The organism is Neopusillimonas maritima (assembly GCF_003576595.1).
In the GTDB taxonomy this organism is placed as follows: domain Bacteria; phylum Pseudomonadota; class Gammaproteobacteria; order Burkholderiales; family Burkholderiaceae_B; genus Neopusillimonas; species Neopusillimonas maritima.
Genome location: NZ_NQOU01000002.1, coordinates 389,341 through 403,211, shown reverse-complemented (window position 1 = coordinate 403,211; position 13,871 = coordinate 389,341). Strand labels below are relative to the sequence as shown.

The window sequence follows — 13,871 nt, the reverse complement described above, 5'->3', positions numbered from 1 at the left end:
GTAGGGGCCTGCTTTTGTCATCTCATATTCCATGATCGAATTATTTTTTAGTCAGATACTGAACGGCCTGGCAATCGGCCAGGTTTATGCGCTTATTGCCCTGGGTTTCAGCCTGGTGTTCGGCGTATCGAATTTAATTAACTTCGCCCAGGGCGCGCTGTTCATGCTGGGCGCGTTTTTTGCTTTTACCGGGGTCGTCTGGCTGGGCTGGCCATTGCCCGTTGCGGCCGTGGTGTCGGTGCTTCTGGTGTCGGGGCTGGGGGTGTTGCTGGAACGGTTAGCCTTGCGACCGTTGGCCAATGGGCCGTTTATTGCGCCGGTGTTGTCAACGCTGGCCATCAGCATTGTGATCGACCAACTGGCGGAAATTATCTGGTCGCCGGAAGGGCAGTCGTTTCCCGTTCCTTTTCCTGAATATACGTTTTACTTCGGGCGTGCTTACATCACCACGACCGATATCTTGATTTTTGTATTCGGCCTGCTGGCGGCGGCTGCGCTGACCTGGTTTTTAAAGGCATCCTGGATGGGGCGCACGCTGCGCGCCACGGCGCAAGACCGTGATGCGGCCGCGCAATTAGGTGTACGAACCAGTAACGTGCGCCAGTTGGCTTTCGGGCTGGCCGGTGCACTGGGCGCGCTTAGCGGTATTCTGGTGGCGTTGTATTTCAAAAGCGTGTTCCCGGCCATGGGCCTGCCCTTTGGCTTGAAAGGTTTTGCCGCCGCCCTGCTGGGCGGGCTAACCAGCATTCCCGGTGCGGTATTGGGCGGACTCACATTAGGCGTAGTGGAAACACTTTCCAGCGCCTATTTGGGTGAGGGTTTCCGCGACCTCGCCGCATTTTCGCTGTTGTTGGTGTTTCTGCTTTTTCGTCCGCAAGGCATGTTGGGCGATCGCCGCCTTGATGCCCTGGGCGGTGCCGGGGGGGCGTCGGGTGCGATGCCCAGTACCAGCTTGCTGGCGTCGGCGTCCAGTCAACGTAGTGCCCATCGGGTGTTCGATTTACCACCCTGGGGGTTCCTGGTTGTCGGTGCCGTGCTGGCGTTACTGCCTTTTGTTGTTAGCAGCAGCTATATTCTGCAGGCAGTCGTGTATGCCATGGTATTTGCCTTGCTGGCCGGCAGTGTCACCCTGGTTTCAGGCTCCTTGGGTATTCTGGCCATCGGTCATGCCGCGTTTTACGGGGTGGGGGCCTATACAGTGGCGGTCATGAGCTATACCTATGGTTTGCCGACTGAGCTGGCACTGCCGGCGGCAATTGCGTTGGGGGCTGTTGTGGGGGCGGTGGCATCGTTACCCTTGTATAAGTTAAGCGGCCACACGGCGGCGTTGGGTACATTGGCAATCGGCCAAATTGGCTTTCTGGTGTTCATGACCTGGATGCCCGTTACACGCGGCCCCATGGGCTTTTTGAATATTCCCGCACCCACGTTCGAACTGCTGGGTGGTTTGCGGTTGTCGGATATCGGCCATAAGTTCTGGCTGGTGGCGTTGGTGGTGGCGCTGTGTCTGTTCCTGGCGCAACGTTTGCTGAACTCTGAAATGGGTCGCACCTGGCGCAGCATTCGTGAAGACCGTTTGGCCGCCCATGCGGCTGGTGTGCCGGTGCGTCGTTATTTGATGATGGGTTTCGCCGTATCAGGTGCAATGGCCGGTGCCGCCGGGGGGTTGTTCGCTTATGTGCAGAATGTCATTACACCCGACAGTTTCAACGTGCAGGCCTCGCTGCTGATGCTTACGATGGCGGTTTTGGGCGGCTTGGGTAATTTAACCGGCGCGGCCTTGGCCGGTTTTGTATTAACGATTATTCCGGAAGTGCTGCGTGAGTTCTCGGAGTGGCGCATGATTGTATATGGCGTGATTTTGTTGATGGCTCTGCGTTGGCGGCCACATGGCTTGTTGGGGGCACGGTAATGGCGGGTTTTTTGAGCAGGCAGTCGAAAACGCTGCACGGTGCCCCGGCAGCCGGCTTTCATGTGGATCACGTTTCGCGTCATTTTAGTGGCGTGAAGGCGGTGAACGACGTGACCTTTACCCTGGCGGCGGGTGAAACATTGGCGTTGGTGGGGCCGAACGGCGCGGGTAAGTCAACCTTGCTGCAGATGATGAGTGGCGTGGAGCGCCTGACGTCGGGTTTTATTACGCTGAACGGACGGCGTATCGACCATTTGCCGCCTGAACGAGTGGCGCGCCTGGGCGTGGGCCGCAGCTTCCAAACGTCGCGCGTGTTTCCCGCGCTATCGGTGTGGGATAGTGTCATGGTGGGGACACAGGCGCCGTTGTTGCGCACCGGCTCGGGGTTGTTGGTGAACCCCTTGCATGAACTGTTCGCCACGTTGTTTGGTACGGCGGGCTGGCGTGCGCGGGTGCAGGCGCAAGAAGCCCTGGCCGAGGAAACCCTTAAGTTGTTTGGCGAGCGGCTGTGGCCGCGACGGCACCAGCCGGCGTTTAGCTTGTCGTATGCAAACCGGCGGCGCCTGGAAATTGCGCGGGTGCTGGTGGCGCAACCCGATTTTTTATTGCTCGACGAGCCGGCGGCCGGTATGAACCCCACGGAAACGGGGGAACTGACCGACCTGCTGATTGCACTTCGGCAAATGCGGCCCAATTTGGGGATTTTGGTGGTCGAGCACAAACTGTCGCTGGTGCGTAAAGTGGCCGACCGCGTGATTGTTTTGAACCAGGGTGAAATTCTGGCGCAGGGCGACCCCGACCACGCGCTCGATCATCCCGAGGTCGTCGAGGCCTACCTGGGCCGACAGCGCCGGGACAACGCCTCTACCGCGCATCTTGGCTGATCAGATTGTTGCTTCTTTAAATCGTGACTCTTTCAATGACTTCTTCACAAACGCCTTTTCTGCAACTTGAAAACATCGACGTTCATTACGGCGCTGTGCAGGCTTTGTTCGACGTGAACTTAACCATGCAAAAAGGCGAGGTGGTGTCGGTATTGGGTGGCAATGCCTCGGGAAAATCGACTACGCTTAAGTCTGTGCTTGGCCTGGTTTCGCCTTCCAAAGGTCGTATTATTTTGGAGGGACGGGAAATACAGGGTTTGTTGTCGCCCGACGTAATCGACCTGGGGGTGGCCAGCGTGCCTGAGGGGCGTCGGGTGTTCCCGGAAATGTCGGTGTATGAAAACCTGCTGATGGGCGCGTATCCACGTCGTCATGAAAAAGAAGCGATTGAGCGCGACTTGCACGAGGTGTTCACGTCATTTCCCCGTCTGGCGGAACGGCGGCGCCAGGCAGCGGGTACACTTTCGGGCGGCGAACAGCAGATGCTGGCACTGGGTCGGGCCTGGTTGCGACGCGGCAAGCTGGTGTGTATCGACGAACCCTCAATGGGTTTGTCGCCCCGGTTTGTCGATATGGTTTACCAGGTTTTGTTCCGCTGGAAAGCGGCGGGGCAAACTATTTTGCTGGTTGAGCAAAATGCACGCATTGCGCTTGAACTTGCCGACCGTGCTTATGTATTACAGCATGGTCATGTGATTATTTCGGGAACGGCGGCACAGTTGTCGGCCGACCCAGCGGTACAAAAAGCTTATTTGGGGGCTGCATGAGTTCTGGACATATTCAACACCTTGAAACCGATGTGCTGACTATCGGTGCGGGCGGGGCCGGCATGAGCGCGGCCATTGCCGCGTCGAATGAAGGGCGCAAGACCATGTTGGTTGACCGCAGCCTGATTGGCCGCGGCGGCGCCACGATTATGGCGCAAATGACGGTTGCCGCAGCGCTGGGTGAACAGACCCCCGATGATTGGCGCTTTCATTACGCGGATACGCTGAAAGCGGGGCGGGGTTTATGCAGCGAATCGTTGGCCCGCTTTTTGTGCGAGAACGGGGTGGAATCGATTCGCTTAATGGATAGCTGGGGAACCGGGTGGGCCCGTAAAGACGGCCATATGGCGCAAACGCAGGCGCCCGGCCACGACCGCCCCCGTTGCGTGTATGTCGATTACCTGAATACCGGCCCGGCGGTGGCGAAAACCCTGCGTACGCAAGTGGCCAAACATGATGACATCGCACGCTTGGGCGATATTCTGGTGGTTGACCTTTTGGTCAAAGACGGCCGGGTGGTGGGTGCGGTGGCCCTGCATTTAACCACCGGCGATATTCTGGTCATTAACGCGCACGCGGTGATTGTGGCAACGGGCGGGTTAACGCGCCTGTACAAGCGCAATAGCGCTTCGCTGAATATGGGTGGCGACGGCTACGCACTGGCTGCGCGTGCCGGGGCCGAATTGCTCGACATGGAATTCGTGCAGTTTTTCCCCATTGGGCATTTGGCCCCGCGTTTGGTGGGCTTCGATCCCATTATGTGGGACCCCTTCCGCTATAAGCTGGGTGGGCGCCTGTTGAACGGCTTGGGCGAAGAGTTCGTGGAAAAGTACGGGCATCAGGGCGAAAATAAAGGCTACACCGTTACGCGCGACGCCGCCACTTACGCCATTATGAAAGAGGTTGAAGCGGGCCGGGGTTCGCCGGCGGGCGGTGCGTATTTAAGTTTCGAGCATGTGCCGGAAGAAAAGTTGCGCGAAGCGTTCGGGCCGATTATCAAGAAGCTGGCCGACAACGGTATCGACCTTACCAAAGGCCCGATCGAGGTGGCTCCGATCGCGCACTATCACATGGGGGGTGTGCGTGTGAATGTGGATATGAGTACCGATGTGCCGGGCCTGTTCGCCGCCGGTGAGGCCGTGGGCGGTGCCAATGGCGCCAACCGTTTGTCGGGTAATGCCATTACCGAAGCCATTACTTTTGGTTTACAGGCCGGTCGTGCGGCCTCGGCGTATGCGCAGTCGAATGCTGCATTGGCGCGTGCGGATATTGACGCTCTGGCCGAGCCCGTATTGAGTGCGTTGCAGGCTGCGCCCAATGCGGGGGCGAAGCGGCCGAATGTGGCGGCTTTAATTGCCCGCTTGCAAGCCACGATGCAAAACTATGTGGGTCCGTTCCGCACGCAGGAAGGGTTGGAGCAGGCGCAAAAGGAACTGGCCGCGTTGCGTGTCGAGGTGGATGCCTTGCCGCTGGCCGGGAACGGCCCGCAAGATCCGGTTCAAATTGATTCCCTGGATTTGCGCAATATGCTGCTGGTGGCCGAAGCCGTCACGCAATGTGCGTTGAATCGCAAGGAAAGTCGTGGTGCGCATCAGCGTGAAGACTTCCCGGCTATGGATGATGCCTGGGTGCTGAATCAGGTTCTGGCTTATCGGGACGGTCGGTGGACGGTTACCCAGCGCCCGGTGGAGCGCTTGCCGCAAGATCAGGCTGAGGAAGTGGCTGTTCCGGCGGAATAATGTTGGGCGACAGCCCGCGAATGAGCGAGATAACGATGACTGAATCAAGCAACAAAACAATTGTGCTGAATGTGAAACGCGGTGTGGGTAAAGGTGAAACCGTTACACAACGCTATGAATTGCCGGACGGCGCGGCGGATTCCTTGCTGGACGGCTTGCGGTGGGTGCGTGAACACCTGGACGATTCATTGGCGGTTCGTTATTCCTGTATTAATGCCAACGCGTGTAAAGAATGCATGATGGAGTTTGACGGCAAGGTGGTGTATGCCTGTATTGCACGCATGAAACCCGGCGTGGAGCACGAGGTGGCGCCTTTGCACAACAAGAGTCGGATTCGCGATCTGGTCTCTGAAATTGCGCCCGTGAAGGAGCGCCTGGATATCGACGAATAAAACTTAATAAAAAGATCAGCACAGTGAATAACGTTTCTGCAACAAATGAACCCGTAGGCAAAGAGCGCTGGCAGTTCTGGATTGATCGGGGCGGCACCTTTACCGACATTGTGGCGCGCCGACCTGACGGCGAAATAGTGACCGCCAAACTGCTTTCTGAAAACCCGGAACAGTACGATGACGCGGCGGTGGAAGGGATTCGTCGTTTGTTGGGTGTACAACCCGGTGAAACCGTACCGGCCGAAAAGATTGACGTGGTCAAGATGGGGACGACGGTGGCCACGAATGCCTTGCTGGAGCGCAAAGGTGAGCGGCTGGCGCTGTTTGTCACCAAAGGGTTCCGTGATGCATTGCGCATTGCCTACCAAAACCGGCCTCGCCTGTTCGCCCGGGAAATTATCTTGCCCGAACTGTTGTATGAAACCGTGGTGGAAGTCGACGAGCGGCTGGATGCGCAGGGCGAAGTCGTGGTGGCGTTGGATGAAGCCGCTGCACGCGCTCAATTTCAAGCCGTCTTCAATACTGGTGTGCGTTCCGTGGCGATTGCCTTAATGCATGGCTATCGCAACCCTGGTCATGAGCGCCGCCTGGGCGTGCTGGCCCGTGAAATCGGTTTCACCCAGGTGTCGGTATCGCATGAAGTGTCACCCCTGATTCGCTATGTGGCGCGAGGCGATACAACCGTGGTTGACGCTTATCTGTCGCCGGTCTTGCGTCGCTATGTCGATCGCGTCGCGTCGGCGCTGCCGGGCGTGCGCCTGCAGTTCATGCAGTCCAGCGGCGGGCTCACCGACGCGCATACTTTCCAGGGCAAGGATTCGGTGTTGTCCGGCCCGGCCGGCGGGATTGTGGGTATGGCCGGCGTGTCGGAAGCGGCCGGATTCGACCGCGTGATTGGTTTCGATATGGGTGGCACCTCTACTGATGTGTCGCACTACGCGGGCGATTATGAACGGGCTTTCGATACTTTGGTTGCCGGTGTGCGCATTCGTGCACCCATGATGAGCATTCATACGGTAGCCGCCGGTGGGGGGTCTATTCTGCAATTCGACGGGTCGCGCTTGCGTGTGGGGCCTGAGTCGGCCGGGGCCAACCCGGGGCCGGCGTGTTATCGGCGTGGCGGTCCGTTAACGGTGACCGACGCCAACGTTATGCTGGGGCGCATTCAACCGCAGCATTTTCCATCGGTGTTCGGCCCGAATGCCAATGAGCCGCTGGATGTTGATATTGTTAAGCAGCGCTTTGCCCAGTTGGCTGAAACAGTGTCGAAAGAGACGGGTAAGCCCACCACGCCGGAGCAATTGGCTGAAGGCTTTTTGAATATTGCCGTCTCGAATATGGCCAACGCCATTAAACAGATTTCCGTGCAGCGCGGCTACGATATCACGCGTTATACGCTAACCACTTTCGGAGGGGCGGGCGGCCAGCATGCCTGCCGTGTGGCTGACGCACTGGGGATGCCGCGTGTGCTGGTGCACCCGCTGGCTGGTGTGTTGTCGGCTTATGGCATGGGTTTGGCGGCGTCAACCGCCATCCGCGAGCGCTCCATTGAAGCAGTGTGGGATGAAGACGGTGAAGCACAGGCGCGCCTGGTGTTGAATGAATTGTCGGCCAAGGCACGCGACGAATTGCTTGAGCAGCATATTTCGCCCGACCATATTCGGGTTGAGCGACGCTTGTACTTGCGCTATGAAGGGACCGATACGTCGTTACCGGTGGCGCTGGATAACACTGCCTCGATGCGTTCGGTGTTTGAAAAAGCCTATTCCATGCGCTTTTCATTCTTAATGCCGGATCGCCGCCTGGTGATTGAAAAAGTGGTGGCTGAAGCGATTGGCGATGAGTCCGGTCAGGCCGCCGGTGTGTTTGTTAAGGCATCGCGTGCGCAAGGGGAAAAGCCTGAAGCGTTCGACACCGTGCGCATTCACACGGAAGGCGCGTTGCGCGATTGCCCGCTGTATCGCAGCGCCGATTTGCGAGTAAACGACGTGTTGCTGGGGCCGGCCATTATTACCGATGCCAATGCCACCACGTTAATCGACCCCGGTTGGCGCGCCACCATTACCCAGCGCGGTGATATTGTGCTTGACCGCGCCGTGCCAAGGCCGCAGCGTTACGCCATTGGCACGCAGGCCGATCCGGTGATGCTGGAGATCTTCAATAATCTGTTCATGTCGATTGCGGAACAGATGGGTTACCGGCTACAGAACACATCGTATTCGGTGAACATTAAAGAGCGTCTGGATTTTTCCTGCGCCATCTTCGATGCCAGGGGCGACCTGGTGGCCAATGCGCCACACATTCCGGTGCATCTGGGTTCAATGAGTGCCAGTATTCAGGCCATTATGGCGTCGAACGAAGGGCAGCTGCGCCCCGGTGACGTGTATGTATTGAATAACCCTTACGCCGGAGGCACGCACTTGCCTGACGTCACTGTGGTGACCCCGGTATTCGATGCACAAGGCAAAGATATTCTGTTTTACGTGGGTTCGCGCGGGCACCATGCCGATATCGGCGGCCTAACGCCCGGCTCCATGCCGGCGAACTCCACGAACATCGACGAAGAAGGGGTGCTCATTACCAACTTCCGGCTGGTGGAAGGCGGGCGCTTGCGCGAGCAGGAGTTCCGCGATTTGCTGGCCGGTGCGCCTTACCCTGCGCGTAATATCGACCAGAATATGGCCGACTTGCGCGCGCAAATTGCCGCTAACGAAAAGGGCCGCGAAGAATTACTGAAGATGGTTGACGCGTTCGGTCTGGACGTTGTTCACGCCTACATGCAGCATGTGCAAGATAACGCGGAAGAGTCGGTGCGTCGCGCGATTGCGCGCCTGAAAGATGGGGTTTTCACCCAGCAACTGGACAACGGTGCCAAGGTTGAGGTGAAGCTAACGGTGGATCATGCCAATCGCAGCGCCACGGTGGATTTCACGGGCACGTCGGGACAGTTGCCGAATAACTTCAATGCCCCGCGTGCGGTTACCACCGCCGCTGTGTTGTATGTGTTCCGCACCATGATCGATGACGATATCCCCATTAACGCCGGTGGCCTGAAACCCATTACGCTGATTGTGCCCGACGACTCCATGTTGAATCCCAGTTATCCGGCGGCGGTGGTGGCGGGTAATGTGGAAACCTCAACCTGCGTAACCAATGCTTTGTACGGTGCCATGGGTGTGAATGCGGGCAGCCAGCCCACCATGAACAACGTTACCTTCGGCAATGACGAGTACCAATATTATGAAACCGTTTCCGGCGGCGCCGGTGCGGGCGCACGGTTTGATGAGAACGGCCAACTAACCGAAGGGTTTAACGGTACATCGGTGGTGCAAACCCAGATGACCAATTCACGCATGACGGACCCTGAAGTACTGGAACTTCGTTTTCCTGTGCGCCTGGAGCGTTATGAAATTCGCCGGGGCTCCGGCGGAGCGGGGCGCTGGAAAGGCGGCGACGGCGGGATTCGTACGCTGCGTTTCCTGGAGCCGATGACGGTGTCCCTATTGGCCAACGGCTGGATTCACCCGGCGTTTGGGGCGGCGGGGGCGCAACCTGGGGCCAAAGGCGAAAGCCGTGTGATTCGCGCCGACGGCCGTGTGGAAGAAATGAAGCATGCCGACAGCGCGGAATTGGGGGTGGGTGATTGCTTTGAAATTCTGACACCGGGCGGCGGCGGGTTCGGCGCGCCATAATGTGTTGTATTGGCTTTATGTGCTAAGGCTACGATGGTGCCCGCGCAGTATTATTAAACGCCCGCCTGTTGCGGGCGTTTTCGTGTATTTACGTTATTGCACAACAGGCGGCTGCGCGGTACGCTTTGCCTAATTTACAAGATCGGGGAAAGGCATGCGCGCGTCAACAATACTTTTGGCATTGGTTATTCTGGTTGCTGTTGCGGCGGGTACAGCTGCCGGTGGTTGGTCAGTTGGCAAAGGGCTGGAGCGCTTTCGCATGGCCGACCGAACCGTGGTGGTAAAAGGCCTGGCCGAGGCTCAGGTAAAAAGCGATTACGCCTCATGGCTGTTAACTTTTCGCCGCGCCGACAACGATTTCGGCGCCGTGCAGCGCGCCTTGTCGGCCGACCGTGAAAAGGTTGTGGCGTTTCTGAAAGGCCAAGGCTTTACCAATGAAGAAGTGGAAGTGCGCCCATTGCAAGTGCAAGACGTCTATTCGCGTGAATACGCCGCGGCCGATCAACCCTTTCGTTATACCGGCACCGGGCAGGTTCTGGTGAAAACACCGCGTGTGGATCTGGTGGCTGCAGCCGCCCTGGGGGTCGACCCATTAATTCAGGAAGGCCTGGTGATTGAAGGCGGCATGGGGCCGCAATACCAGCTACGCGGTTTCAACGACCACAAATCGCCTTTGCTGGAAGAAGCCACGAATAATGCTCGCGAACAAGCAGAAAAATTCGCCTCCGACGCCGGGGCCTCGCTAGGCCCCTTGAAATACGCCAACCAGGGTGTCATTCAAATCTTCGGTGAAGGCGTTGATTACGACGACCCTTCCTCGCAAGTAAAGCGCCTGCGCGTGGTTAGCACGTTTGAGTATCAGCTGCGTTAATAGCACGCAGTTTCGGGGGCTTGGCGCATACTGATCGAAGGCCGTCGATGTGCTCGTTTAAGTCAGATGGAATCGTTTGGCGCATGGGATCCAGAACAAAGTCGATGCCTTCACGACGAGCTAGTTTTGCTGCAGGTACGAAGTCGGCATCTCCAGCCATAAGAATAATTTTGCTGACTTGTTTTTTGAACGTTAATGATGCGATGTCGAGGCCGATACGCATATCCACGCCTTTTTGACGTGCGTCCAGCGCGACGTCCGTATCAGTAATGTTTTCGAAGCTTTTCTTACCTTTTAATAGTTGCGACTCGACTGCAGGTTTGAAAGCCCAATCGGCGTGGGCTAGCGTTCCAAGTCTTAATGCAAGTTTTCGTTTCCGTTTTAATTGTTCATGTAATTCTCGTCGGAACAAGGCCTCTTTCGAGGCGCCGAAATTAACTGCCTTACCCGATATGGGGTTGTGCATTTTCTTTTCTACCGGAGGGCAGTCATAGAAGAAAATTCGGTATAACGATAGTTTGGCTGATCGATCAGTAAGGTGCATTAATGCATATCGAAAAGCCATGTCTGCAATGCGTCTACTGTTGTAGGCATTGTGCGGCTCAATTTTTCTAAATCGCTTAATGAAATAAGCACCGTCGATCAGGATGGCTGCGGACATGCAAGGCTTTCCAAAAAAGAAAGCCCAGAGGTTCGGCAACCACGCGATAAAGTGTGGCGCTTACTGCTAAGGGCTGGATGTGAAAACTATACTCAATCTTGAGTGCTATGTCTATTTGAGTAGGCCTCTTTTATCACTACGAGAAATTTAAATACGACGCCACTGCATACGCAATAGCAAAACTGCCACAAGCGCCAAAGGTATCAGCGATGCCAAGTGTATGCCGTTCCAGCCCAGCCGTTGTAGCAGTGCCGCGGCGCTGATCGACCCTAAAGTAACCAAGCTGAAAAGCGTAAGGTCGTTCATTCCTTGTACTTTGCCTCGTTCGGCGGGTTTGTGAGTATGCGACAGCAACACTGCACTGCCTACAAACAGAAAATTCCAGCCAATGCCCAATGTAATGCGTGATGCCATGTACACGGGCACAGTGTGGCTAAGTGCGCCAATGACCATGGCGATGCTTAACAGCCCTAGGCCAATCCATAAAATGCGTTGAAGTCCATAACGGGCGATGAGCGTACCGGTGAAAAAGGCGGGGATAAACATGGCCAGCACCTGGCTTTGCACCACCATGGTAATGGCGGCCATGTTGAAGCCCTGTTCTTGCATGCCCAACGGCGTGATCGTCATGTACAGCGTCATCAGTGAAAAGCAGATGCTGCTGCCCGCAATGGCGGGGAAAAAGCGGGGGTCGCGGGCAATGATGGAAAGCGGGCGGGTGGTGGTGCTGTCGGTTGTCGGTTCGCCGGGAGGGTTGGCCGGAATGCGCAGGGTGAGCAACAGTGCGGTGGCGGCCACGGCCAGAACGGTAGTGACCAGAAAAGGACCCCCCATGGGGATGTTTGGCAGCCAATCCAGCGCAAATCGAGCGTTCAACGGCCCGATAACGGCCGAGATCACACCGCCCGCCATTACATAAGATACCGCGCGGCTGCGAAATTCGGCGCGTGCCACATCGGCTGCGGCAAAGCGGTAGTACATGGCGAAGCTTTGGTACAGGCCAATCATGAGCATGCCGGCGCAAAAGTAGAAAAACGACGTTTGCGCCGTTCCCAGCAACATGAGCGCGCTGCCGATAATGCCGCAGAGCGTACCCAGCATGAACCCGTTGCGCCGCCCGATGCGCTTCATCAGCAAGGAAGCGGGTAGCGTGGTAACCACCGTGGCCAGCATCATGACGGCAATGGGCAGTGTCGCTAAATCCGGGTCGGGGCTAAGCTTCAGGCCAATGACACTGGCCAGCGTCATGACCGTGATGGTGGTAATGGTGAACAGGCTTTGGCTGCTGGCCAGTACCAGTACGTTGCGCCGCTCAGTGGAACTGGGTTTCATGCCGACTTCGTTCAGATTGTGACCGAACTTACGCTGGCCCCGCCGCATACATACAGCGTTTGCCCGGTAATAAAACTGTTGTCCGGGTCGGAAAAGAACATGACGGCGCGGGCCACATCGTCGGCACGACCCAGGCGTTGAACGGGAATGCCTTTGGCAATGTTTTGTTCACGCTCGCTGCCGGCGGGGACCACATCGTAGAACATATCGGTTTGAATGGGGCCGGGCGCCACCACGTTCACGGTAATCCCTTTGGGCGCCAATTCCAGCGACCAGGTGCGGGCCATGCCCACCATGCCGGCCTTGGTGGCGGAGTAGGCGGTACGGGTGGGCAGGCCCAATGCCCCACGCGATGACATCAGCACAATACGCCCAAAATTCTGCGATTCCATGTGCGGCAGGCACGCCTGCACCAACGTAATGGCGGCGCCCAAATGAATTTGCGTCAGGCCTTGCAGCTCTTCCTGTTTTACATCGGGCAGCAGGTTGGGCCAGATGACGCCGGCGTTGTGAACCACATGCGTTATGCCATGTTGGCGGGCGATTTCCCGGCTGGCCTGCTCGGTGGCTTTGGCGTCGAGCAAATCCACTTTTACACTGGTGAGTTTCGGGTGGCTGAACTCGGGGTCGCGGCGTGCCATGGAAATGACTTCATAACCCGCATCCAGCATTTGATGCGCAATTTCGGCGCCAATGCCGGCACTGCCTCCGGTGACAATGGCAACAAGGTTCTGGGTCATGTTTTTGCTCCTGCAAAAAGCGCTTTATAGGTATGCGATAAATCGGTATGGGTATGTAATGAGTCGTGGTGCCGCTTACACGTTCGGAGTGAGTGCCAGCACGCGCAACGGGCTGCCTGAGCCACTGCGAATCTTTAACGGGGCGGAGAAAATGACCGCCCCCGTGGCGGGTAGTTGATCCAGGTTGGTCATGCATTGCAAACCGTACCGGTTGTTGCCGTGCATGTAGTAGTGGCAGGGGAAGGGTGGGTCAAGATGCTGGGCCTGGCCGGCGTCGGTGCCCACCGACTCTGTACCGAAACCGTGCACATTACGCTCCTTAATTAGCCACGGCACCACTTCGGCGTCGGGGCCGGGGGAATGGGCGCCGTCTTCGGTCATGTTCAGGTAATCGCCCGGTTTGTCGCGTTTGGACCAGTCGGTACGCATGAACACCCACGACCGTTCCTTGATGCGGCCGTGCTTTTCTTCCCATTGCTTTACAAAATCAATGGTGAGCAGGAAGTCGGGGTTGGCGGCGGACTCGGCCGAGCAATCGATGACGCAGGCTTCGGCAATGAAGGCGTCAATAGGAATGGTATCGACGCTGTTGTTGGGCTGGTCTTTGCCGCTGACCCAATGCACAGGGGCGTCGAAGTGGGTGCCGGTGTGCTCCGACATGGAAAAATTGTTCCAGTACCAGCCGGGGCCGCGCTCGTCGTAGCGCGAGATCTCTTCCACCCGAAACGGCCAGGCCTGCCCAAATTCCGGCGGCAGCACAATGGTGGGAAAGTCGGGCGTAAGCGTTTCGGTTAAATCCACCAGCTTGATTTTGCCGCTGAGCAGCTCGGCCATGAATTGCGCTAAAACGGTCGTGCTCATGGTTCATCCTTCATTTTGTG

At 57.2% G+C, this 13,871-nt stretch carries 11 protein-coding genes; 7 read left to right on the top strand and 4 right to left on the bottom strand.

The features are described 5' to 3' along the window. Positions 1-31 precede the first annotated feature (31 nt). The 7 genes from CJO09_RS06920 (at position 32) to CJO09_RS06890 (ending at position 10,257) form a co-directional block, all read left to right on the top strand. A complete protein-coding gene (locus CJO09_RS06920) occupies positions 32-1,912 on the top strand; it encodes an ABC transporter permease (protein WP_119441703.1) in 1,881 nt (626 codons plus the stop codon). Beyond that, positions 1,912-2,796 (top strand): ABC transporter ATP-binding protein, encoded by an 885-nt coding sequence (locus CJO09_RS06915; protein ID WP_114419302.1) that lies wholly within the window; start codon positions 1,912-1,914, stop codon positions 2,794-2,796. The genes CJO09_RS06920 and CJO09_RS06915 overlap by 1 nt, the downstream gene beginning before the upstream one ends. A 35-nt stretch (positions 2,797-2,831) precedes the next feature. Continuing rightward, positions 2,832-3,563: an ABC transporter ATP-binding protein gene (locus tag CJO09_RS06910; protein ID WP_119441702.1), complete on the top strand. Its 732-nt coding sequence runs from the start codon at positions 2,832-2,834 to the stop codon at positions 3,561-3,563. Beyond that, positions 3,560-5,302 carry an FAD-binding protein gene (locus CJO09_RS06905; protein ID WP_119441701.1) on the top strand — a complete coding sequence of 581 codons (1,743 nt, stop codon included), beginning with the start codon at positions 3,560-3,562 and terminating at the stop codon, positions 5,300-5,302. The genes CJO09_RS06910 and CJO09_RS06905 overlap by 4 nt, the downstream gene beginning before the upstream one ends. Before the next feature lie 35 nt (positions 5,303-5,337). Beyond that, entirely contained in the window at positions 5,338-5,694 is a 357-nt protein-coding gene (locus tag CJO09_RS06900) for a 2Fe-2S iron-sulfur cluster-binding protein (RefSeq protein ID WP_114419554.1), read from the top strand. A gap of 23 nt (positions 5,695-5,717) precedes the next feature. Beyond that, positions 5,718-9,386, top strand: coding sequence for a hydantoinase B/oxoprolinase family protein (locus tag CJO09_RS06895; RefSeq protein WP_119441700.1), 3,669 nt, complete (start codon positions 5,718-5,720; stop codon positions 9,384-9,386). Positions 9,387-9,540: 154 nt separating this feature from the next. Beyond that, positions 9,541-10,257 (top strand): SIMPL domain-containing protein, encoded by a 717-nt coding sequence (locus tag CJO09_RS06890; RefSeq protein WP_119441699.1) that lies wholly within the window; start codon positions 9,541-9,543, stop codon positions 10,255-10,257. On the opposite strand, the gene CJO09_RS06885 is transcribed toward CJO09_RS06890, so the two are convergent. From CJO09_RS06885 to CJO09_RS06870, 4 genes are all read right to left on the bottom strand, one after another. After that, positions 10,229-10,918 (bottom strand): NYN domain-containing protein, encoded by a 690-nt coding sequence (locus CJO09_RS06885; RefSeq protein ID WP_119441698.1) that lies wholly within the window; start codon positions 10,916-10,918, stop codon positions 10,229-10,231. The two genes, CJO09_RS06890 and CJO09_RS06885, sit on opposite strands and share 29 nt — an antisense overlap. 147 nt (positions 10,919-11,065) lie before the next feature. Then, positions 11,066-12,250, bottom strand: coding sequence for an MFS transporter (locus CJO09_RS06880; RefSeq protein ID WP_119441697.1), 1,185 nt, complete (start codon positions 12,248-12,250; stop codon positions 11,066-11,068). A gap of 11 nt (positions 12,251-12,261) precedes the next feature. Further along, complete coding sequence (locus CJO09_RS06875) at positions 12,262-12,990, bottom strand: SDR family NAD(P)-dependent oxidoreductase (protein WP_119441696.1); 729 nt, start codon at positions 12,988-12,990, stop codon at positions 12,262-12,264. A gap of 75 nt (positions 12,991-13,065) precedes the next feature. Then, the gene (locus CJO09_RS06870; protein WP_114419309.1) at positions 13,066-13,851 is read right to left on the bottom strand and encodes a cyclase family protein; all 786 of its coding nucleotides are present in this window, start codon (positions 13,849-13,851) and stop codon (positions 13,066-13,068) included. Between the last annotated feature and the right edge of the window lie 20 nt (positions 13,852-13,871).